19 protein-coding genes are annotated in these 20,722 nt (G+C 68.9%); 12 read left to right on the forward strand and 7 right to left on the reverse strand.

All coding sequences use genetic code 11. The features are described 5' to 3' along the window. Positions 1-1,036 precede the first annotated feature (1,036 nt). Positions 1,037-1,297 (reverse strand): hypothetical protein, encoded by a 261-nt coding sequence (locus P3T35_RS15875; protein WP_101381881.1) that lies wholly within the window; start codon positions 1,295-1,297, stop codon positions 1,037-1,039. A gap of 169 nt (positions 1,298-1,466) precedes the next feature. Between P3T35_RS15875 and P3T35_RS15880 the strand changes: the two genes are divergently transcribed. Both P3T35_RS15880 and P3T35_RS15885 read left to right on the forward strand, forming a co-directional pair. Continuing rightward, entirely contained in the window at positions 1,467-2,042 is a 576-nt protein-coding gene (locus P3T35_RS15880; RefSeq protein ID WP_101381880.1) for a hypothetical protein, read from the forward strand. A 39-nt stretch (positions 2,043-2,081) separates the two neighbouring features. Continuing rightward, positions 2,082-2,576 carry a hypothetical protein gene (locus P3T35_RS15885; protein ID WP_101381879.1) on the forward strand — a complete coding sequence of 165 codons (495 nt, stop codon included), beginning with the start codon at positions 2,082-2,084 and terminating at the stop codon, positions 2,574-2,576. A gap of 109 nt (positions 2,577-2,685) precedes the next feature. On the opposite strand, the gene P3T35_RS15890 is transcribed toward P3T35_RS15885, so the two are convergent. Then, positions 2,686-2,934 (reverse strand): hypothetical protein, encoded by a 249-nt coding sequence (locus tag P3T35_RS15890; protein ID WP_101381878.1) that lies wholly within the window; start codon positions 2,932-2,934, stop codon positions 2,686-2,688. A 77-nt stretch (positions 2,935-3,011) separates the two neighbouring features. Here P3T35_RS15890 and P3T35_RS15895 point away from each other — a divergent pair, with 77 nt between their 5' ends. From P3T35_RS15895 to P3T35_RS15915, 5 genes are all read left to right on the forward strand, one after another. After that, the gene (locus tag P3T35_RS15895) at positions 3,012-3,659 is read left to right on the forward strand and encodes a Type 1 glutamine amidotransferase-like domain-containing protein (protein ID WP_101381877.1); all 648 of its coding nucleotides are present in this window, start codon (positions 3,012-3,014) and stop codon (positions 3,657-3,659) included. Positions 3,660-4,403: 744 nt separating this feature from the next. Next, positions 4,404-5,234 (forward strand): helix-turn-helix transcriptional regulator, encoded by an 831-nt coding sequence (locus tag P3T35_RS15900; protein ID WP_101381876.1) that lies wholly within the window; start codon positions 4,404-4,406, stop codon positions 5,232-5,234. Beyond that, positions 5,231-5,443 carry a DUF397 domain-containing protein gene (locus P3T35_RS15905; RefSeq protein ID WP_101381875.1) on the forward strand — a complete coding sequence of 71 codons (213 nt, stop codon included), beginning with the start codon at positions 5,231-5,233 and terminating at the stop codon, positions 5,441-5,443. Before P3T35_RS15900 ends, P3T35_RS15905 begins: the two co-directional genes overlap by 4 nt. Before the next feature lie 111 nt (positions 5,444-5,554). After that, complete coding sequence (locus P3T35_RS15910) at positions 5,555-5,746, forward strand: DUF397 domain-containing protein (protein ID WP_101381874.1); 192 nt, start codon at positions 5,555-5,557, stop codon at positions 5,744-5,746. 169 nt (positions 5,747-5,915) lie between these two features. Then, on the forward strand, positions 5,916-6,359 hold the full coding sequence (locus P3T35_RS15915; protein ID WP_101381873.1) for a hypothetical protein: 444 nt from the start codon (positions 5,916-5,918) through the stop codon (positions 6,357-6,359). An 84-nt stretch (positions 6,360-6,443) separates the two neighbouring features. On the opposite strand, the gene P3T35_RS15920 is transcribed toward P3T35_RS15915, so the two are convergent. Next, positions 6,444-7,430: a sigma-70 family RNA polymerase sigma factor gene (locus tag P3T35_RS15920; protein WP_101381872.1), complete on the reverse strand. Its 987-nt coding sequence runs from the start codon at positions 7,428-7,430 to the stop codon at positions 6,444-6,446. Between the two features lie 365 nt (positions 7,431-7,795). On the opposite strand from P3T35_RS15920, the gene P3T35_RS15925 reads away from it, so the two are divergent. From P3T35_RS15925 to P3T35_RS15945, 5 genes are all read left to right on the forward strand, one after another. Continuing rightward, positions 7,796-8,605 carry a phosphatase PAP2 family protein gene (locus P3T35_RS15925; RefSeq protein WP_180356553.1) on the forward strand — a complete coding sequence of 270 codons (810 nt, stop codon included), beginning with the start codon at positions 7,796-7,798 and terminating at the stop codon, positions 8,603-8,605. A gap of 416 nt (positions 8,606-9,021) precedes the next feature. Beyond that, the gene (gene murJ / locus P3T35_RS15930) at positions 9,022-11,379 is read left to right on the forward strand and encodes a murein biosynthesis integral membrane protein MurJ (RefSeq protein WP_101381870.1); all 2,358 of its coding nucleotides are present in this window, start codon (positions 9,022-9,024) and stop codon (positions 11,377-11,379) included. Between the two features lie 69 nt (positions 11,380-11,448). After that, complete coding sequence (locus P3T35_RS15935) at positions 11,449-12,321, forward strand: carbon-nitrogen hydrolase family protein (RefSeq protein ID WP_280706387.1); 873 nt, start codon at positions 11,449-11,451, stop codon at positions 12,319-12,321. Between the two features lie 663 nt (positions 12,322-12,984). Then, a complete protein-coding gene (locus P3T35_RS15940; protein WP_280706390.1) occupies positions 12,985-13,152 on the forward strand; it encodes a hypothetical protein in 168 nt (55 codons plus the stop codon). A gap of 159 nt (positions 13,153-13,311) precedes the next feature. Beyond that, the gene (locus P3T35_RS15945; protein WP_101381867.1) at positions 13,312-14,319 is read left to right on the forward strand and encodes a transporter substrate-binding domain-containing protein; all 1,008 of its coding nucleotides are present in this window, start codon (positions 13,312-13,314) and stop codon (positions 14,317-14,319) included. A gap of 33 nt (positions 14,320-14,352) precedes the next feature. Here the strand turns inward: P3T35_RS15945 and dnaK are convergent, their stop codons facing one another. The 4 genes from dnaK to P3T35_RS15965 form a co-directional block, all read right to left on the reverse strand. Beyond that, entirely contained in the window at positions 14,353-16,197 is a 1,845-nt protein-coding gene (gene dnaK / locus P3T35_RS15950; RefSeq protein ID WP_101381866.1) for a molecular chaperone DnaK, read from the reverse strand. Between the two features lie 176 nt (positions 16,198-16,373). Beyond that, complete coding sequence (locus P3T35_RS15955) at positions 16,374-17,894, reverse strand: IMP dehydrogenase (protein WP_348533415.1); 1,521 nt, start codon at positions 17,892-17,894, stop codon at positions 16,374-16,376. Positions 17,895-18,271: 377 nt separating this feature from the next. Beyond that, on the reverse strand, positions 18,272-18,898 hold the full coding sequence (locus P3T35_RS15960) for a hypothetical protein (protein ID WP_101381864.1): 627 nt from the start codon (positions 18,896-18,898) through the stop codon (positions 18,272-18,274). Continuing rightward, positions 18,891-20,630 carry an alpha/beta hydrolase gene (locus P3T35_RS15965; RefSeq protein WP_101381863.1) on the reverse strand — a complete coding sequence of 580 codons (1,740 nt, stop codon included), beginning with the start codon at positions 20,628-20,630 and terminating at the stop codon, positions 18,891-18,893. Before P3T35_RS15965 ends, P3T35_RS15960 begins: the two co-directional genes overlap by 8 nt. Positions 20,631-20,722 lie beyond the last annotated feature (92 nt).

A 20,722-nucleotide genomic window follows, 5' to 3' on the forward strand; every position in this document is an offset into this window, starting at 1 on the left:
GTGTTAAGCACGCCGCCAGCGTTCGTCCTGAGCCAGGATCAAACTCTCCGTGAATGTCTGCTCGTAATCGAGCGAGCACTCGCGCAGAGCGGCACAGCAACCACCGGAATAGGGCGGCCCCGTGCACTGCGTCCTCGCTAGTGTTTACTTCAAAAGGAATCTCCAACCCCGATCCATCAGGATCAAGGCCGGGGATGTCAACATATCTGGCGTTGACTTTTGGCACGCTGTTGAGTTCTCAAGGAACGGACGCTTCCTTCGCAGCCACTTCCGTGGCCCCTTCGGGCGCTTCGTTCTTACTTCTCTCCGAGCTTATCAGATCCGCCTTCCGGCTTTTTCCGACTCGCTCTCGGTGTTTCCAACCTTACCAGGTCTTCCGCACCGCTTCGGCCTCAGGAGGCCTTCGCCGTATCGGACCTGACGGCCCGTCCGACGTGTTGAACTTTAGCTCAGCTCCGCCCCGAAAAGCGAATCCGGCCGCAATCCAGAAAAACATGCACGACGATTCACGCGAACACGCGACAGAACGCGATCCGCTGCAGATCAGAAGTGGTGTTCCAAGGGATTGGTCACCCCGGGACCGTCCGCGCAGATGCGTGTCCGGTGCTCCCAGTCGAGCGACCAGAGGACACTACGCCTCTACCCCGGGCAGAAGCAAACCCCGCCGGTGCAGTCGCCGATGGTGCTGGGGCATGAGCCGGCTGGCGAGGTCGCGCGAGGGCGTCCGCCTGGGTCCTGAGTGGAGTCCGGCAAGGTCCGCTTACGCGCCGCCCTGCGGATCCCGCACCCCTGGGGTCATGCCGAGCAGGACAGTCCGCTGCCCTGACCAGAGCCCGCGCTAGGACGCCCATCGCCGTCCTCCCGGACAGGGCGTCCGCTGCCGCCACGGCACGTTGGCTGGCCTGGGCAGCAAGGGCGGCCGGCCTGTCAGCCACGACGCCGACCTCTTGATCGCGACTAAATACGCGTCCCAGGCGCTTCCGGTTGGCAGCCTGGTCCCGCTTCTCCGGGGTGGCCGCCCGGATCGCGCGCCACCTCACCGGCCGGCCGCCGCCTTCGGCTTGAGGCGGCCGAGGGCCTTGTGCGTCAGGCCGCGGGCCAGCAGGCGGTACATGTCGCGCCGGCGCGACTCGTTGTAGATGAGGACGTCGTCGAACCGGTGCACCCCGCGCCGGCCGGCGACGGACACGGCCGCGTCACGGACGGCGGTCAGCTGGGCAGGCGTCATCTGCGGTGCGCGCTCATCCGGCTGGTACTGCGAGCCGAGCGGGTAGTCGCGACCCGGCGCGTCCCTCATCTGGGCCAGTCCTCCCCGGGGAGCCGCTGGGCCGCCGCCCTGGAGAAGGCCGCCACCGGGGAGGAGTGGGCCGGATGAGGTGCGGAAGCCCGCCTCCGGCGTTGGTGTTCTGAGCTACCGTGCGAGGCCGGCGAGGCGTGCGGCGCCAGGGCGGGGAACAGGGGACGGGGTGACGGATGTGGTGGATGCGGCAGACGACAGGCCAGGTCTCGGACGGTTCGCGGAACTCGACCTGCTCGGGCTCTCGCAGATGTTGGCGTCACGCACTCCGGCGCCAGCTGATCTGGCCTCGGGGGAATGGCTGGGTGTGGTCCAGCTGCTGACCATGCTCCTGGCCCGTGGGTGCGCCGAGCTTGCCGGGGATTCCTGGCGACGGTGCTCGGCGGCGCTCGACCATGCCCTTGAGTCAGCGGTTGCCTCTGGCGCGATCGACCATCGGGAGACGGTGATTCGACGGCTGAACCTCTCGGCCGCGCTGCTGCAGCAGGTTCCAGCCGATCCGAACGTCGACCTCCTCGCCCCGGCGAGGATCGCCCGCCTGTTTCTCGACGAGGTGCCCATGGCGGCCGGCGAAGCACGGGAACTCGCCCCTCGCTGGCACAGCCTCGACATCTCCCTCATCCGCCGCCTGCGGTACGCGAAGAGCCTGGCATTCCCAGCCCTGCTGGCCATGCGTAGCGCCGGCGGCAACGAGTTCGACGAGCGCTTGAAGGAGTGGGCAGACGTGCTCCCTCTGCTCCCGTAGCGCCCCCACCTTGTCGCCCAAGCCTTCTGGAGGGATCTGATGGAGATCACGGGGTTCGGTACAGCGTTCATCGTTGACGTCTCGTTCAAGGAGCGAGTCGCCCGATTCATTCGGCTGCAGTGTGAGAGGTGGCCGTCGCTGTACTTCAACGGGGTACCGGTTGCCGAGGCATTCGGTTCGGACTGGCGCCCATCGGTCGACCCTGAAGCGGAGGACGCGGAGTGCCTGGCGTTTTCAAGCGGGGCCGAGATGGAGGACTTCTGGGAGCAGAACGGGTATGCCCTGGACGCCAACGGCGAAGGGCCATTCTGCCTCTTCTACAAGTACTACCAGTCGTGGATCGGCGCTCAGCTGCAGTCCATCGATGCCGAGGAGTATGACGGCGCCATGGAATCTGCCGCCCTTGGGGCCGAGTTGAGGCTGTCGGAGTTCTTCCTCGTGTCGATCGTGACCCCGGAGAGGCCGGCAGAGGACGAGTTCTCGCGAAGTGTTGTGGAGGACTTCCGGCGCATCATCCAGGGAGAATGCCAATGACCGCCATCACGATCGCCCCGAGCGGCAGTTCCCTGTCTCTGCGGCCCCAAGACGCTGTCCGGTAGCCCCTCGATTGTGGGGCGAGATCGGGTGGTGGATGTCGGAAAGGTCAGGCACCGGTGGCGCCGGCGGAGCGGAGCGAGCGGCCGAGGTCTCCGGTCAGGGTGCGTGGGTGTCGTCGCCACCACCACAGGTCGGGGTGGGGGATCTTGTGGAACCGGTCAAGGGCCAGGCCGTCGTCATCGACCTCGCCGACCAGCCAGGCCCACTTGTCCACCATCTCCGTCACGGTGAACGCCTTGCGCCAGCCGCGTTGGTGCAGTCGTTCGCCGACCGCTGCCTCGCTACCGGGACTCATCGTCGTCAACGTAGGACCCCGTGGTGCCGCCCGACAATTCGAGGCCAGGACTCCAGGGGCCGCGCTAGGGTCCGTCAATGCGCCTCTATCTCTCGTCGTTCCGCATCGGCGACCACCCGGACAGGCTGCTCGGGCTGCTCGGGGCGGAGCCCGGGGAGATCGCCGTGATCGCGAATGCCATGGACTCCGCGCCGGCCGAGGTCCGCCGAGCCGATGTCGAGCTTGAGATGAGCGCCTTGGCCGGGCTCGGCTTCCGGCCCCGGGAGTTTGATCTCCGGGAGTTCTTCGACCGACCCGGGGGCGAGGTCGACTCCGCGCTCGCCGCGTTTCCGGCCGTCTGGGTCCGTGGCGGCAATGCGTTCGTGCTGCGGTACGCGATGGCCCGCAGCGGGGCTGACGCCGCACTGACGGCGCGGCTTCGCGAGGACTCGATCGTCTACGCGGGATACAGCGCCGGCTCCTGCGTGCTGGCGCCGAGCCTGCGCGGCCTGGAGCTCTGCGACGTCCCGCAGAACGTCACCGAGACCTGGGGTGAGGAGCCGGTCTGGGGCGGGCTGGGCATTCTCGACCACGCCTTCGTCCCGCACGTTGATTCCCCCGGGCACCACGAGACGGAGCTCTGCGGGCGAGTCGCCGAGCACTACCGGGCGAACGGCACCCTGCATCGCACCCTGCGTGATGGGCAAGTCCTCCTGATCGATGGGGACAAGTCGAGGATCCTCTGACGACAAGGCGGAGTTCGATGGAGATCACGGGGTTCGACACCATCTGGCGTGGTGAGTGAGGCTGTAGCAGCCCTCGAACTCTGCGGTTCGACTTCAACCTGGGCCGATGGCAGCGGTGTTGTTGTCCGATGCGTCGGCTACTGTCCGTGCGGTCCGATGAACAGGCAGGCCAGGAAGGTCATTTGAACATGACGGCGGTGGGCAGGAATGCGCTGCGAGCCGCTCTTGAGGAGGCGATCGACCGGGCGCGGGACGGTGATCAGGGCGCGGTGGAGCGGGCCGGGGAGCTGTTTGAGGAGGCGGACTACTGGATCAGGTTCGAGCTGAGCAGGGAGTACGCGGGGCTGGGGGAACCGCAGCGGGAACGGGTCGCGGCTTGTCTGGTGCAGCAGGCGAACGACAACCTCGGGTTGCCGCGGAGCGTCACCGCACGTTGCCGACGGGTTCGATCTTGGAGGCAGGGACCTCCCACTGGTAGCCGCCTCGCGGGGGCCGGAGGTAGACGGTGGGATGCTTCTCGTAGCCGGGGCCCATATAGGTCCCGACGCGTCCGGTGGTGAGATCCCGGACAAGCTCCCCGAGTTGGGGGGCGTAGGGCGCCCGGGGAGGGTGCGAAGGGGAAGTACGCGCGGTCCTTACGACTCCTTTCAGTAGTCGAGCCACTACTCAGGATCGTCACCGCACCGTACGATCTCCAGTGTTTCCACGTTGACAATCTCGTCACGTGAAGGGGTGGTATCAGGTATGTCCGAACAGGCAACTGACGTGACGTCATCTCCGGTTCTGCGCTTCGGCACGGAACTGCGCAGGCTGCGGCGGCAGCGCGGTTGGTCCCAGGACGAACTGGCCAGGCGCATGGGTTACTCGAACACGCTGATCTCGTACCTCGAAAGGGGACAGCGCTCCCCCACAAAGTACTTCGCGGTGAAGGCCGACGAAGTCTTCGATACCGGGCAGGCGTTCTACGGCCTGTGGCGCCGGATCGACCGCGCGAGCCTGCTGGAGGGCGTCGAGGAGTTCACGGACGCCGAGGGGCGGTGCCGGCGGCTTCGGACGTTCGAGATTTCGCTCATCCCAGGGCTTTTCCAGACCCCGGAGTACGCCGAGGCGCTGGCGATGGCGGCCGTGCGACGCGGAAGCATCACCAAAGTCCAGGCCGAGGAGGCCGTCGCCTTCCTCGCCGTCCGACAGAAGCGCGTGCTCAACCGTGCCGATCCGCCACGCATTCACGCGGTGGTCGATGAGGGTTGCATCAACCGCCTCATCGGGGGCCCCAAGGTGATGGCGCGCCAGTTGGATCACGTGATCGAGTTGGCAGATCGACCCAACATCACGGTGCAAGTCGCACCCCTGAGCCTGGGGGAGCTGGCTCCCTTTACCTTCCCCATTGTGCTGCTGACCTTGCCGGACCGGTCGGTGGTCGGTTACGGCGAGACCCATGCGCGCGGGTACCTGGAGCGCGGCCGCGTCATGTGTGCCAACTGGGAGAGAGACTACGATCAGCTGGTGGTGGAGTCGCTCTCCACGGTGGCTTCGCTCGACGTAATCCACACTGTCCGAAAGGGACTTGAATGAGCATCAACTTTGCCGAAGCCAGGTGGGTGAAGTCGTCCTACAGCCAGACCGGCGGCAACTGCATCGAGTGGGCCCCGGCATTCGCCGCGCAGGGTGTCGTCCCGGTCCGCGACTCCAAGAACCCGGGGGGTCCCGCCCTCACCTTCGCCCCCGAGGGCTTCGCCGCCTTCGTCCAGGGCGTGAAGAACGGCACCTTCGGCACCATCTGAACTGCCAGCAGAACAGGAGACCCTCAGGTCATGGGCCAGAGGGTTTCTCCATGTCGTCGTTCGGTTACTGATAGAGCACCCACCCTCCAATCAGCGAGCGCGAGTTCGAGCATGAACACCATCTGGCGCAAGTCCACCCACAGCCAGAGCGGCGGCGAGTGCATCGAGTGGGCCCCGGCGTACATCGCGCTCGGCGTCGTCCCCCTCCGCGACTCCAAGAACCCCGGCAGCCCCGCCCTCGCCTTCACCCCCGAGGGCCTCGCCGCCTTCGTCCAGGCCGTCAAGCACCGCATCCCGCGCTGACCAGAGCCAATCAAGCGTATGCGTAGCATTCCCCCGGCGTGTCCGCCCACCCGCCCGGAACGGCCGACCTAACGTGGCTTCCGCCCTGGCGATCCAGGGCGGATCCGCAGGCGGGCGCCCCCTGTCGATGCATCAACACCAGTGAAGTCCCAAAGGAAAGTGCAACGACATGGCATTCAGGAAGACGCTGGGCGCGATCGGCACCACGACGATCCTCGCCTTCGCGGCCGTCGGCGCGTTCAGCCCGGTCGCGAACGCGGCGGACGAGCCGCTGGCGACCATCCAGGCGCAGCCCGTCGGCGCGAGCTCGTACGCCTCGACCGCCACGCCCTCGACCGCCACGGCCACGCCGAGCGACCCGTCGGCCACCGCGGCGGAGGCGGAGCCGGCGGTCTCCGGTGAGGCCCACGCGCCGCAGAGCCTCAGCTGCTGGAACGGCCGCACCAACGGGGCCTGGTTCTACGAGACGTGCAACGGCAACAGCTACCGCCCCTACGTCGACTGCTCGAACGGCGTGCGCTACATCTCCAGCGTGTACTACGGCGGCGAGTGGAACTTCGGGCTCAGGTGCCCGGTCGGCAACGCCGTCTGGGGCGGCGCGATCGGCAACTGACCCGGACTGCTAGCTGAACCCACACGACGGTGTCCCGGCTCCCACTTGGAGGGGGGTCGGGGCACCGGCACGTTCTGACACCCGTCAGGCGGCCTCGAAGCCCGAGTGCCCGGCGATCTTCTTCAGTTCGGCGAGCGCGTGCTTCTCGATCTGGCGGATCCGCTCACGCGTCAGACCGTGCTGCTTGCCGACCTCGGTGAGGGTGCGCTCGCGGCCGTCCTCCATGCCGTAGCGGGAGCGGATGATGGAGGCGGTGCGATCGTCGAGCCGGCCGATCAAGTCGTCCAGCTCCTCGCGGCGCAGCATCACCATCACCGCGTCCTCCGGGGAGACGGCTCCGGTGTCCTCGACGAGGTCGCCGAACTGGGTCTCGCCCTCGTCGTCGACCGCCATGTTGAGGCTGACCGGGTCGCGCGCCCAGTCGAGCACGTCCTTGATGCGCTCCTCGGTGGTGTCGAGCTCGGCCGCGATCTCGGCCGGGTCGGCTTCGCGGCCCAGCTCCTTGGACTTCTCGCGCTGCACCCGGCGGATCCGGCCGAGCTCCTCGACCAGGTGGACGGGCAGCCGGATGGTGCGCGACTGGTCGGCGATCGAGCGGGTGATCGCCTGGCGGATCCACCAGGTCGCGTAGGTGGAGAACTTGAAGCCCTTGGCGTAGTCGAACTTCTCCACCGCGCGGACCAAGCCGGCGTTGCCCTCCTGGATCAGATCGAGCAACGGCAGGCCACTGCGCGGGTAGCGCCGGGCGACCGCGACCACCAGGCGCAGGTTGGAACGGATGAAGACGTCCTTGGCCCGCTCAGCGTCGGCGGCTATCGCCTCCAACTCCTCGCGGGTGACGCCCTCAGGCAGCGGGGCCTCGCCGTCGTCGGCCTGCTCCAGCAGGTGCTGGGCGTACACGCCGGCTTCGATGCGCAGCGACAGCTCAACCTCCTCGGCGGCATCGAGGAGGGGCGTCCTGGCGATCTCGTCGAGGTACATGCCGACCAGGTCGCGGTCGGCCTCGAGGTTGGTCGGGCGGGCCGTACGAGTCCGGTCGGCCCTGTCGCGAACGACGGCACGGGTGGCCATGCTTGCTCCCTTGCTGTTGATGCCCGGGTCTGGTCTCGCGGCGGTGTGTGAGACGACGACACGCCTGACTGCGATGCGGGACCCCGGGGGCCTCGCACGTAACGATCCAACGAACAGAATCCGGACAGAATTCCCAAGTCGCCCCGGGTTCTTCCGGCGATGCAGTATCCTGCGCGCTTTCACGACGGAGTTGGACGCTCTGCGACGAGTTGCACACAAAGCGTGGGCGCGGGCGCTGCGTTGGGCCCGTTTTCATGGGACGTTCCGGTCCCCGCCATGGCTCCAACGCCGTAGCCGCGCAAAAGATGCCGAATCGCGATGCATCGCCCATCGGATCGTCTCGCCCGCCTGGGAAGGTGACAGACATGCACCTGACCACTGGCGGGGACCGCCGCTCCCAGGAGGCGCAGCCGACGTTGCGCGCCCGTCTGCCGCGCTACGCGGTGGTCGCGTTCGGCGCGCTGACGCTGTTCAGCCTGCTGCTCTGCCTGGTCGAGGCCGGCTGGGGTCCGCTGGCACACCTGGACCACGCGTGGACGGACGGACTACACCGGTACGCCCGCAGCCACACGGCGTTCACCGCCTCCATGCAGACGATCACCACGCTCGGCGGTCCGGTGATCATGCGCGGCCTGCTCGGCATGGCCGCCGCCTGGCTGTGGGCGATCGGCGCCCGCACCCTGGCCGGCTGGACCGCCGCCCAGGCCCTGGTGGGTTGGGGCGTGCAGTGGGCGATGAAGCTGGCCGTGGACCGGCCGCGGCCCAGTTGGCCGGATCCGGTGGCGTTCGCCCCGGACCCGGCGTTCCCGTCCGGCCATGCGATGGCCGCCGCGATCACCGGCGCCACCCTGGTCGCGCTGGTCTGGCCCCGGGTCGACCGGCCGGCCCGGATCGCCTGCTCCACGGTGGCGGTGCTGGCCAGCGTGCTGGTCGGGTTCACCAGGATCGCGCTCGGCGTGCACTGGCCCAGCGATGTGCTGGGCGGCTGGCTGCTGGCCGCCGCGGTGCTGGGCGGCACCACGGTGGCTGTGGAGCTGTGGCGACCGGGGGCGCTCTCGCGGGACGTGCGGCGGGTGAACTGGCGTACCAGGCCGCGGGTGCAGAGCGTGCTGGCATCCGCCGTACCGTTCCCCGAGCTCCCGGAGCCCGAGTACCTGGACTCATCAGACAGCTGAGATCGGACGGTTGTCGATCAGCCGGCCGGACGTCTGATGATCACCAGGCCCGGCCGGGCAGCTGACGATCAGTGAGATAGCTCACACGAGTGCTCTGCGCACACCGACAGTCGGGGTACAGTCACTCGAATTGGCGCTCATGATCAATTCTCGGGTGGTGGAAATCGGGACAAAGTATCCCAAAGCCCAAGTAAATCCGCCCAATTCGCCGGAAGTGCCCAGCCGCTTCCCAGCTGCAGAAACGTCCGGATCGCGCCCCCGAGACCCGTGCCACACGGCACTCGGTTCCCCATGAAGTGCCCGGGTAGGGCAGACTGTTTCGGCTGGGTGTACGTACGCCCGGCTCGGGGAACCGAGCACCTGCACTGCGGCGCCCCGCAGCAGCACCTGCCCAGGCAACCGAGCTACGGAGTCCGATGACCACGCACACGGCAGGCGAGCCGTACGGTTCGTACGGTGAGCCCGAGTCGTTCGGGGCGGCTCCACAGCCGCATCCGGCGATGCCGGCGCAGGGCCAGCCGGAGCAGCACGACCAGTTCGTCCAGTACGGCTACGAGCACCAGCCGGGTTACGAGCAGCAGGCGAGCTATGACCAGCCGCCGCAGCAGCTCCCCGGCTATGAGCAGCCCGGCTACGGGTACCCGCCGCCGCAGGAGGCCTACTCGCAGTACCAGGCGACCCCGGAGCAGTACGGCGACCCGTACCAGGACCCGAACGCCGGCTACCAGCAGCAGTGGCCGCAGCAGCCGCAGGCACAGCAGGCGCCCCAACAGCCGCAGCAGTACCCGCAGTACCAGCCGTACCCGGGGCCGCAGCACGCGCAGGAGTTCCACGTCTCCGAGCCCTACCAGCTGCCCCCTGACTACGGACTGCCGCACACCTTCAACGACCCGCCGACCATGACGCTGCGCACCATCACGGCCCAGGACCCGTACCCGGCACCGCCGGCCGCCCCCGGGCTGCCCAAGCAGCGGGAGGGTGCCGCCGAGCCCGAGGCCGAGCCGGCGCAGTCCGAGGAAGCGACCAACAACCGCAACAGCCTGATCATGGCGGTCGGCACGCTGGCGTCGCGCGGGCTCGGCTTCGTGCGCAGCGCCGTGCTGGTCGCCGCGCTCGGCGGCGCGAACCTCGGCAGTGCCTTCAACGTGGCCAACACCCTGCCCAACATCGTGTTCACCATGCTGATCGGTGGCGCACTCCAGTCGATCTTCGTCCCCGAGCTGGTCCGGGCCGCCAAGCAGGACAAGGACGGCGGTATCGCCTACACCGATCGCCTGCTCACCCTGTGCACGCTCGCACTGGGCTTGCTCACCGTGGTCGCGGTGCTCATCGCGCCTTGGCTGGTCAGCATCTACGCCCCTGACTGGACCGGCACCGATCGGTCCCTGACCATCACCCTGGCCCGCTACTGCCTGACCGAGATCTTCTTCTACGGGCTCTTCACCCTGCTGGGCCAGGTGCTCACCGCTCGCAACAAGTTCGCCGCCATGATGTGGACGCCGATCCTCAACAATGTGGTGGCGATCGCGGTCTTCGGCCTCTACATGGCGGTCGGCGGTCAGAACGACGGCACCGGCAGGGTCACCAGCGGACAGGCCATGCTGCTGGGCATCGGTACCGCGCTGGGCGTGGTGGTCCAGGCGCTGGGTCTGCTGCCCTCGCTGAAGGCCGCCAAGTTCAAGTGGACACCGCGCTTCGACTGGCGGGGATCCGGGCTCGGCGCACCGATCAAATCGGCCACCTGGGCCCTGCTGCTCGTGGTGGTCACCCAGGTGGCGTTCACCGAGATCACCGCGCTGACCACCAGCGTCGACCACATGGGCACCAAGCTCGGACTCAAGAGCATCGGTAACGCCGCCTACACCTACGCCTACCAGCTCTTCGTGGTGCCGCAGGGCGTGATCACCATCTCGATGGTGACGGCGATCCTGCCGCAGATGTCCCGGGCCGCCACCGAGGGCAACCTGCAGAAGATCGGCGCCGACCTGGCGCGCGTGCTGCGCAACTCGGCCGCCATGATCATCGCGGCCACGGTGCTCTTCATCGCCTTCTCCGGCCAGATCACCCACCTCGCCTACGGCTACGGCCACAAGGACGCCATGCTGATGGCGGTGATCTCGGAGGCGCTGCTCGCCTTCGCCATCGGCATCCCGTTCTTCTGCGCGCAGTACGCGCTGGCCCGCGGCTTCTACTCGATGGGTGACGCGCGGACCCCGTTCTGGCTGACCGCGGTCGGATCGGGCACCAACGTGCTCTTCTCGTTCCTGGCGTACGAGATCTTCAGCCCGCGCTGGATCATCGTCGGCATGGCCGCCGCCCAGAGCATCGCCTGCATCGTCAACATGACGGTCACCGGCTTCGCCCTGGCCAAGAAGCTGCGCTCGCTGCCGTCCGCCCCCGAGGACCCGCAGCACCGCGCCGAGGTACTGCGGGCGGCGGTGCGCGGGCAGATGCACAGCGGCCTGGACGGGCGGCGGGTCTTCGGGCTGCACCTGGGCCTGGTGCTGGCGTGCCTGCCGGGTGCGCTGGTCGGCCACTTCCTGGCCGACGCGGTCACCGGAGCACTCGGCAGCGGCAGCGTGGTGGTGTCGACGCTGGGCAACGGGATCGGGCTGGGCGTCGGCTCGGTGGCGGTGCTGGCCTCGCTCTTCCTGCTGGCCCGCCCGTTCGGGGTCGGCGCCACGGTGGCGCCGCTGGCCCGCAAGCTGCGGCTGCCGTTCCCGGTGGAGCCCGAGCCGGCCGTTGCGGGCGCGGGGCGGCGGCGCCGACGCTGAGGCCGAGCGCTGTCGCTAAGGCCCGGGGAGCTGTCGCTGGTGGCGGCTCTGGCGATAGGCTGACCACACATGACAGCTGCTCAGGTTATGTCCGCCGCCCTCCCCACCTCCCCGCTGCGGATCGCCGCCGCCCAGTCCCTGGTCGTCGCCGGCGACGTCGAGGCCAATGTGGCCCAGGCCGCCGCGCTGATCGAGCAGGCCGCCGCTGACGGCGCCCGCCTGGTGGTGTTCGCCGAGAAGTTCCTCACCGGCTACGAGCCGGAGCTGATCGCCGCCGACCCGGTGCGCCACGCGGTGACCGAGGACGACCCCCGGCTGGCCCCGATCACCGAGGCCTGCCGCCGCACCGGCACCGCCGCCGTGCTGGGCGCCGCCACCCGGGACGCGGCCGGCGTGCTGCGGATCTCGGCGCTGGTCTTCGGCCCGGAGGGCACGCTGCTCACCCGCTATGACAAGCAGCACCAGTTCGGTGTGGAGCCCAAGATCTTCGCCGCCGGCGAGGCCGGCTGCACCCTGGAGCTGGACGGCTGGCGGCTCGGGCTGGGCATCTGCTACGACTCCGGCTTCCCGGAGCACGCCCGCGCCGCCGCGCTGGACGGCTGCCACGCCTACCTGGTCGGCGCCCTGTTCGGCACCGGCGGCGGGCGCACCCAGCGGGCCGTCTGGTTCCCGGCCCGGGCGCTGGACAACACCTGCTACGTGCTGCTGGCCAACCACATCGGCGCCACCGGCGACTTCGACACCTGCGGCGGCAGCTCCATCTGGGGGCCGGACGGGCACCTGCTGGCCGACGCGGGCGAGACCACGGCCGGGCTGGCGGTGGCGGACCTCGACTCGGCGGTGCTGCGCGAGGTCCGGGCCGACCTGACGATGCTGGCTGACATCGCCGACCGCGACGCCGCCATCGCCGGCCGGCCGCGCAACCGGGTCACCGTGGGCTGACCGGCCGAGGAGGGGTTCGGATGTTCCGGCACTGTGGTTCCTGCGGCTGCTGGGCACCCGGGAACCGGGCCCGGCGGCCGGGTCGACGCGCAGTCGGCGGATGACCCGCGAGCAGCAGGAGTCGGTGCTCCAGGAGTGGCGCACGCTGCGGGACCGGCTGCGCGGTTTCGCCGCCGAGCGGGTGGCGCTGGTCGGCGACGTGATGCGGGCCGCCGAACCGGACGTCCCCGCCGAACTGGCCACCGGCCCGGCCAGGGCCGCGTACCTCTGGTCGCCGACCGGGTTGCGAGCCCTGCCGGTTGGCCATCCTGGCCGGCCAACTGCCGGACCGGCTGCCCGCGTTGCTGACGGTGCGGCCGGGCCTGGCACCGCACCCGCTGGGTGCTGGTGCCGTCCTTCGCCGTGCCGCAGCACCTCTCCCCCTGGGCGGCGACCGTCTGCGGCGCGTACGACGACACCGCGCCGGCCCTGGTGCTGCGCGGCGGCCACCGCAAGGGGCGCACCGCGCCGCCGCCATCCTGCCTCCCCGTTCGCGTGGTTGTGTCAGTTCGTGCCGGTCCCCTTGTCAACTCCCGGTCTGACTACGATAGTTCAACTATGGCTGGGCAGTATCGCAACGAATGTGGCGAGTGCGGCTGGCACACGCCTTGGCTCCCGCAGTCCGTGGCCAGGGACCAGCTGGCCGACCACTACTCGAAACGACACCCGGGGATCTCGTACGGGGGCATGGAGCAGTACCGCGAGGGCGGCGGGTGCTGCTCCGGCAGCTGCCTGATGATGCTGATGGGGCTCTTCAGCCTGGCGATCCCCGCCTGGTACCTCGTGCACTGACCGACTGGAACCGTTCGGCCCGCAAGCCGCGTCGCGTGACTGCCGGCGCTCACCAAGCACCCACGGATGCTTTGCGAGTTGTTCCGATGCTGCGTCATATCTCCACTCCTGCACCATACTTGATGGCAGGAGTTGGGACGGCATGCGGGAGGGGAACCGATGCGGCTGCACACGGCCACCGGATTACTGGCACTCACCGGAACGGTCCTGGCGGCACTCATGACCGCCGGACCGGCGAGCCCGCGGACCGTCGCCACCGCCGGCTCGGCAGCGGCGCCCGGGCAGGCGCTCGCGGCAGGCGCGCAGACGGCGGCGAACCCCAACGACCCCCACTGCAAGGCGAGCCCGTTCCAGCCGCACGAGGATCCCACCGGGCCCACCATCAAGGCGATCCAGGCCAAGGGGTCGGTCACCGTCGGGGTGGACCTGAACGACTACCACTGGGGCTTCCTGGGCCCGGACGGGCAACCCGCAGGGTTCGACGTCGACATCGCACGCGCGATCGCCCAGTCGCTGCCCGGCAACCCGAAGATCAACTGGGTCGGGCTCGACGACGACCAGCGGATACCGCGTCTCAATGCCACCGGAGACCAGCACGTGGACTTCGTGGTGCACACCATGACGATCAACTGCGACCGCCGCGCTCAAGTGGCCATGTCCACCGTCTACTTCGAGGCCGGGCAGCGGGTACTGGTACCGAGCCCGCAGGCGCACGCCGGTGAACAAGGGCCGGACGCGATGAAGGGCAAGCGGGTGTGCACGGCCACCAACTCCACCGCCTCCGACCTCCTGACCGCAGACTCGAAGCTTCCGCAGGGCAGCCAGCAGTACCGGGTGGCCCAGCCGCTGGTGACGGCCGATTCGGAACTGGACTGCCTGGTGAAGCTCCAACTCGGCCAGGCGGACGCGATCCTGACCGACGACGCCATCGCCTACGGCCTCGCCGCCCAGGACCCGCAGACCGCCGTGGTCGGCGACCAGCTCACCGACGAGCCGTACGGCATCGCCACCGCCCTCGGCGAAGGCGACCTCGCCTCCTGGATCAACCAGGCCCTGGAGGCCTACCGCACCAACGGCTCCTGGCAGACGAGTTACAACAAGTGGATCAAGCCCTACGTCCCCGGCCAGGCCGAAATCGCGCCGCCGCCCGCCCAGTACACCAACTAGGCGCCTCACGCGAGGAGTCCATCCGGCTCGGGGTCACTCCTTGCGCTTGTCGTCGTCGACGATCTCGGCATCGACGACTTCGTCCTCCGCCGGCTCGCCGGCGGCGTCCGCGGGTCCGGCGCCCGGCTGGGCCTGCCCGTACATGGCCTGGCCGAGCTTCTGGGAGACCTCGGCGAGCTTCTCGCTCGCGGCGCGGATCGCGGCGCCGTCCTCGCCCTTGAGCCGCTCCTTCAGCTCGGCGACCGCAGCTTCCACCTCGTTCCGCACCTCGGCGGGGATCCTGTCCTGGTTGTCCCGGATGAAGTGCTCGGTCGTGTAGACGAGTTGCTCGGCCTGGTTGCGGGTCTCGGCGGCCTCGCGGCGGGCGCGGTCCTCGGCGGCGTACTCCTCGGCATCGCGGACCATCCGGTCGATGTCCTGCTTCGGGAGCGCCGAGCCGCCGGTGACGGTCATCTTCTGCTCCTTGCCGGTGCCGAGGTCCTTGGCGCCGACGTGCATGATGCCGTTGGCGTCGATGTCGAAGGTGACCTCGATCTGCGGCAGGCCGCGCGGCGCCGGCGGCAGGCCGGTCAGCTCGAACATGCCGAGCTTCTTGTTGTACGCCGCGATCTCGCGCTCCCCCTGGAACACCTGCACCTGCACCGAGGGCTGGTTGTCCTCGGCGGTGGTGAAGATCTCCGAACGCTTGGTCGGGATCGTGGTGTTGCGCTCGATCAGCTTGGTCATGATGCCGCCCTTGGTCTCGATGCCCAGGGACAGCGGGGTGACGTCGAGCAGCAGGACGTCCTTGACCTCGCCCTTCAGCACACCGGCCTGCAGCGCGGCACCGATGGCCACGACCTCGTCCGGGTTGACGCCCTTGTTGGGCTCCTTGCCGCCGGTCAGCTCCTTGACCAGCTCGGTCACCGCGGGCATCCGGGTCGAGCCGCCGACCAGGACCACGTGGTCGATGTCCGACACGTCGATCCTGGCGTCCTTCACGGCCTGGTGGAACGGGTTCTTGCAGCGCTCCAGCAGGTCGGCGGTCAGCTGCTGGAACTGGGTCCGGGTGAGCTTCTCGTCCAGGTGCAGCGGGCCCTCGGCGGAGGCCGTGATGTAGGGCAGGTTGAGCTGCGTCTCGGTCGCCGCGGACAGCTCGATCTTGGCCCGCTCCGCAGCCTCCCGCAGACGCTGCACCGCCATCTTGTCCTTGGAGAGGTCCACCCCGTAGGCGTTCTTGAACCGGGTGACCAGGTGGTCGACGATCCGCTGGTCCCAGTCGTCACCGCCGAGGTGGGTGTCGCCGTTGGTGGCCTTGACCTCCACCAGGCCCTCGCCGATCTCCAGCAGCGACACGTCGAAGGTGCCGCCGCCGAGGTCGAAGACCAGCACCGTCTGCTCCTTCTCCTTGTCCAGCCCGTAGGCCAGGGCAGCGGCGGTCGGCTCGTTGATGATCCGCAGCACCTTCAGCCCGGCGATCTCGCCGGCCTCCTTGGTGGCGGTGCGCTGGGAGTCGTTGAAGTACGCCGGCACGGTGATCACCGCGTCGGTGACCTGCTCGCCGAGGTACGCCTCCGCGTCCCGCTTGAGCTTCTGCAGCACCCGTGCGGAGATCTCCTGCGCGGTGTACCGCTTGCCGTCCACGTCCCCGTTCTCCGGGAACCGCCAGTCGGCCTCGCCCATGTGCCGCTTGACCGAGCGGGCGGTGCGGTCCACGTTCGTCACTGCCTGCCGCTTGGCGATCTCACCGACCAGCACCTCACCGCCCTTGGCGAACGCCACCACCGACGGCGTGGTGCGGGTGCCCTCCGCGTTCGCGACGACGGTGGGCTCGCCGCCCTCCAGGACGGACACCACCGAGTTCGTGGTTCCGAGATCGATACCGACCGCGCGAGCCATCGCAGGCCTCCTCTCCACGGCACCACCACGGCGCCCGGGAACAACCGGCCACTCCCACCCTACGCGCGCCGTCGGCCGCCCTCAGGTGGTGCACAGGCGAACGGCCCCGCGCCGACCGGCAGTCACGCCGGTGGCACGGGGCCGCCCCCGGCCGGACGGCAGCCCGGCCGATCAGCTCACTGCCCGGCGTCGATCGCGGGCCGGCGGACCTCGATCTCCGCCCCGGTCTGCTTGAACGACTCCGCCGACACCGGAACCAGCACCGCGTCCCGGTGGAAGTCCCGCAGGTTCGTCGACCCGCAGCTGATCATCGTGGAGATCAGCTTCGCCCGGGTCCGCTCCACGTTGTCGTACAGGCTGCCGGCGTAGGGCACGTAGCCGTCGACGCCCTCCTCGAAGACCATCTGACCGCGCTGACCGTAGCGGGCCGCGTTCTGCGCGCGCTGCGAGCCCTCACCCCAGTACTCCTTGTACCACTGGCCGCCGATCTGGAGCTTGCGCGACGGGCTCTCGTCGAGGCGGGCGAAGTAGCGGCCGAGCATGATGAAGTCCGCCCCCATCGCCAGCGCCATCGCCATGTGCGAGTCGTTGAGCAGGCCGCCGTCGCAGCACAGCGGCACGTACACCCCGGTCTCCTGGGCGTAGGCGTCACGCGCCTCGACCACGGCGAGCAGCGCGGAGGCCTGCCCGCGGCCGATGCCCTTCTGCGCCCGGGTGGTGCAGATGGCGCCGCCGCCGATACCGACCTTCACGAACGCCGCGCCCGCGTCGGCCAGATAGCGGAAAGCCCGCCCGTCGACGACATTCCCCGCACCGACGAAAGCATCGTCCCCGTACGTCTCCCGGGCGAATTCGAGGGTCTTCGCCTGGTAGACGGAATAGCCGTCGGAGGAATCCAGGCACAGCACGTCCGCGCCGGCCTCCACCAGGGCGGGAATGCGGTCCTTGTAGTCACGGGAATTGATACCGGCGCCCACCCGCAGACGCTTCTCGCTGTCCACCGTCGCCCGGTGGTACGTCTTGTGGGCCTGGTAGTCCCGCTTGAGGACCAGGGAGGCGACCCGGCCGTCCTCAAGCACCGGCAGCACGTCCAGGTGGTGCCGCCAGATCAGCTCGTTCGCCTCGGACAGGGTGACCGAGGCCGGCGCGGTGACCAGACCGTCCCGGCCCCGCATCCGGTTGCCGGCGGTCTCGGACGCCCCGTGGCGCTCCAGGTGGAAGTCGTCGAGGCTGATGATCCCGAGGAACTCGCCGTCCACGTCCCCGCTGTGGGTGACCACCGCCACGCCCTGCTCGGCCTCGGACAGCTGCCGGGCGAGCTCGCCGAGCGGCGTCTGCGGCGCCACGGTGACCTCGCTCGTGCGGAAGCCGGCCTTGTGCCGCTTCACCGCCAGCACGTCGGCGGCCTGGTCCTCGATCTGCTGGTTCTGGTGGATGAACGACAGCCCGCCGACCTGCGCCAGTGCCACCGCCAGCGTCGGTGACGAGACCGCCTGCATGATGGCGCTCACCATGGGCGTGGCGATCCGGATCCTCGGCTCCTCGCCGACCTGGTGACGCACCATCGGCGCCCCGAGATCCACATTGTCCGGAGTGCAGTCTTCTGTGGTCAGGCCCGGGATGAGGAGGTACTCACTCAGCGTACGAGAGATCTCGGGGAGGATTTTCACGTCGTCTCCAGAAAGGAGCCGGAACACCGGTACCGGTGAATTGGCGCGGCTCGTGCGGGCGGTGCGGATCGTCGCCGGCCGGTAGCGCCCTGTGGGAAGAACTCGCCCTCTGGATTCCCGAGAGCGGGCACACCCGGCGTGGCAGTGCTCGCACGCGCGGCGGAATCGACTGCGAAAGCACTACGGACCCGACCTGGACGGTGCTGCACAGGCGCTGAACTTCCATCACGCCATGCCGGATTATATCGCACTGGCCGTTCGATCCCTTGGCCACGACGGCTGATGACGGATGATCACAGTCTGCGGCGGCGGCATGACTGAAGCCCCCTCAGGCGGCTACCTGAGAGGGCCTCGTGTGCCGCGCTCAGGCAGGATTCGAACACCTACGGGCAACGGCGGGGCGTTCAGTGTGACCAGAACGGGTCGTCGACCACAGGCCAGTCAACCGCGACGCCGACCTTCGGCCCGGGCGGCTGCGGGCTCTGCCAGGCCCCCCCTTTACCGAACTCCACCCAGTCCACGCTGGCTGTGACATCAGCACTGGCGCGGTCCGGATGCCCCAGGGTCACCGCGATCTTTGCGCCTGCGGGCGACGTCGCGGACAGTACGGGCTGCTGATAGCCGCCCATCGTCGTGTTCGTCTTCGCGTGGATGTCGGTGTATCCGTGGCTTCTCCAGTACTTCTCCTCCTGCTCTCTGAACGTCGCGAACTTGGCCGGCACGATGTCGGTGAGCACGACCTGCTCGCGACTGAAACTCGCGTCACCGGTGCTGTGCAACTTGAGGTCGAATCCGTACTGGTAATGCGGGGCCACGTCGTAAGAACCCAGGCTGGCTGAGGACAGCGGCGGATCGATCGCGCCGAGAGAGCCGTCCACTGCCGAGTCGAGCTCTGCCATCGCGGTGGCCCGGGAGACCACCGGGTGGTCGTTGAGCAGCCAGCAACCGCCGCCGACCAGTGCCACAGGCACGAGCACGGCCACCAGAGCCCAGCTCCACTTGCGGCGCTTCTTCTCGCGGCCGTCACTCACGGGGCGGCTCCAGGTTCACGTCACCGTAGTTCCCGGTGACGATATTGGCGATGTTCGGCAGTGAGGGGCCGCCCCGCTGCGTCAGATACGCGGTGTGGTTGTCTCCACCCAGGCCCCCGATGGTGCCGTTGGCAACGGTGAAGTTGTTCCCTCCCCATGAAGGGTCGGCGGGGTCGGCGGGGCCCAACCCAGCAGGCGTACCCGAGGTGATCAGATGGACCGGGTCCAAGGGCGATGTACCCACCCACACATGACCGTTCATGTGAAGATCCGACGCCTTTGCCACCGGCACGCCTGGGCTTCCGGTGAGCACGAGGTCGTCGGGCGGGCTGTAGGTGCCGGGCTGGTCGGCCGCCAGCTTCGCCGACTCGGTGGCGACGTACGAGCCGTAGCTGTCACCGATCGAGGTCACGTGCGGCGGCGCGCCCTGGTGGGTGTCCCGGATTCCGGTGAGGAACTTGGCGTAGGTGGGTGCGCCGGCGTCCGCCGCTCCGGTGTCCATACCGCCCGTGAGAGAAGACGGCGGGTCGTAGTTGAGCCAGACGATCGACGCGGTCGGATGGCCGCCCGGCCTCCTGTCCGCCGCCGTCCAGACGCTCAGGGCGTTGTCCGCCTCGTTCTCACCGGGTGTCTGACTCGGATCCATGGGGCGCAGCGAGTCGAGCGTGGTCGTCACTCCGGGAACGTACGCGCTGACGTTCTTCGCCGTGTCCGGGTTGCCGAAGGAGAGGATCGCGCGGCCCTGGCCCTGGGTGCTGATGCCGAGCAGGTAGTCCCTGGGGTGGCTGGACGGGTCCTTGGCATAGGCCTGGTCATCCGCGGTCAGGCGGTCCTGGATGTGGTTGTACTGGTCCAACTGGCCTTGCAGCGCGTCGTGCTTCTGCTTCCACTCCGTGTACGCCCCGGTCTGGATCGGGAAGCCGCCGGAGACCAGCCCGTCGAACATCGGCGGCTCCGGGCCGAGCGCGGCGATCTTGGCCTGCAGATCGCTCTGGATCCGGGTCAGGCCGATGCGGTTGGCCTGGTCGCGGCTGGCCGACGGGATACCGTCGAGGTTGCCGATGTCCTGCGGGTGGTTGTTGATCAGGTCCTGCTGCTCAGCGGGCGTCAGCCCGTTCCACCAGGCCTTGACCTTGTTCGGGTCGGTGCCCTGCTGGGGGATGTTCTCCCGGTTGTTCTCGGTCTGCTGGTCCGCCCCGGCGGTGGCGCTGTCCAGGCCGGTGCCGCTGGTGGCGTTGTCGTTGAAGTGCTTCAGCCGCGAGGAGATCAGCTGGTCGGCCTGGGCGGCCTCGTCGAGCGCCTGGGTGATCCGGCTGCCGATCTCGGTGGCCTTCGCCTGCGCGTCGTCTCCCGCGTAGGTCGGCGAGGACTTCTCGTTGTCCCAGGTCATGCTGCCGTCGGGGTTGACGGTGAGGTGCGCGGCCTGGGCGTCGTCCAGCGCCTGGATCAGCTGCGCCTGGGCGATCGCGAACGACTTCTCCGCATCGGCCAAGGTCGCGCTGACCAGGTTCAGTTCGTCGTGGGCGGCCTGCAACTTGCTGTCGAAGGTGGCGAGATCGCCCCGCACCTGCACGGCCGTGCTGCCAGTCCACGGCGCCTTGTCCAGCCCACCGGTCACCTGGCTGCGCCAGTCGTCAACGTGGTGGCCGAACGCGGTGACCAGTTGCGCATAGGCGCTCTGAGCCCCCTGCAGGGCCACCAGGTCGGCGTTCTTCAGGGTCGCGATGTCCAATGCTCTGTCTCCCCCGTCTCCCCTCGCGACCGTGTCCCCCACGTCGCGCTCCGCAGCCTAGCGCGCCGACTGGCCCGCTCCCCGGCGAAGGC

The sequence above is a fragment of the Kitasatospora sp. GP30 genome, assembly GCF_029892145.1.
GTDB classification, from domain to species: Bacteria; Actinomycetota; Actinomycetes; order Streptomycetales; family Streptomycetaceae; genus Kitasatospora; species Kitasatospora acidiphila.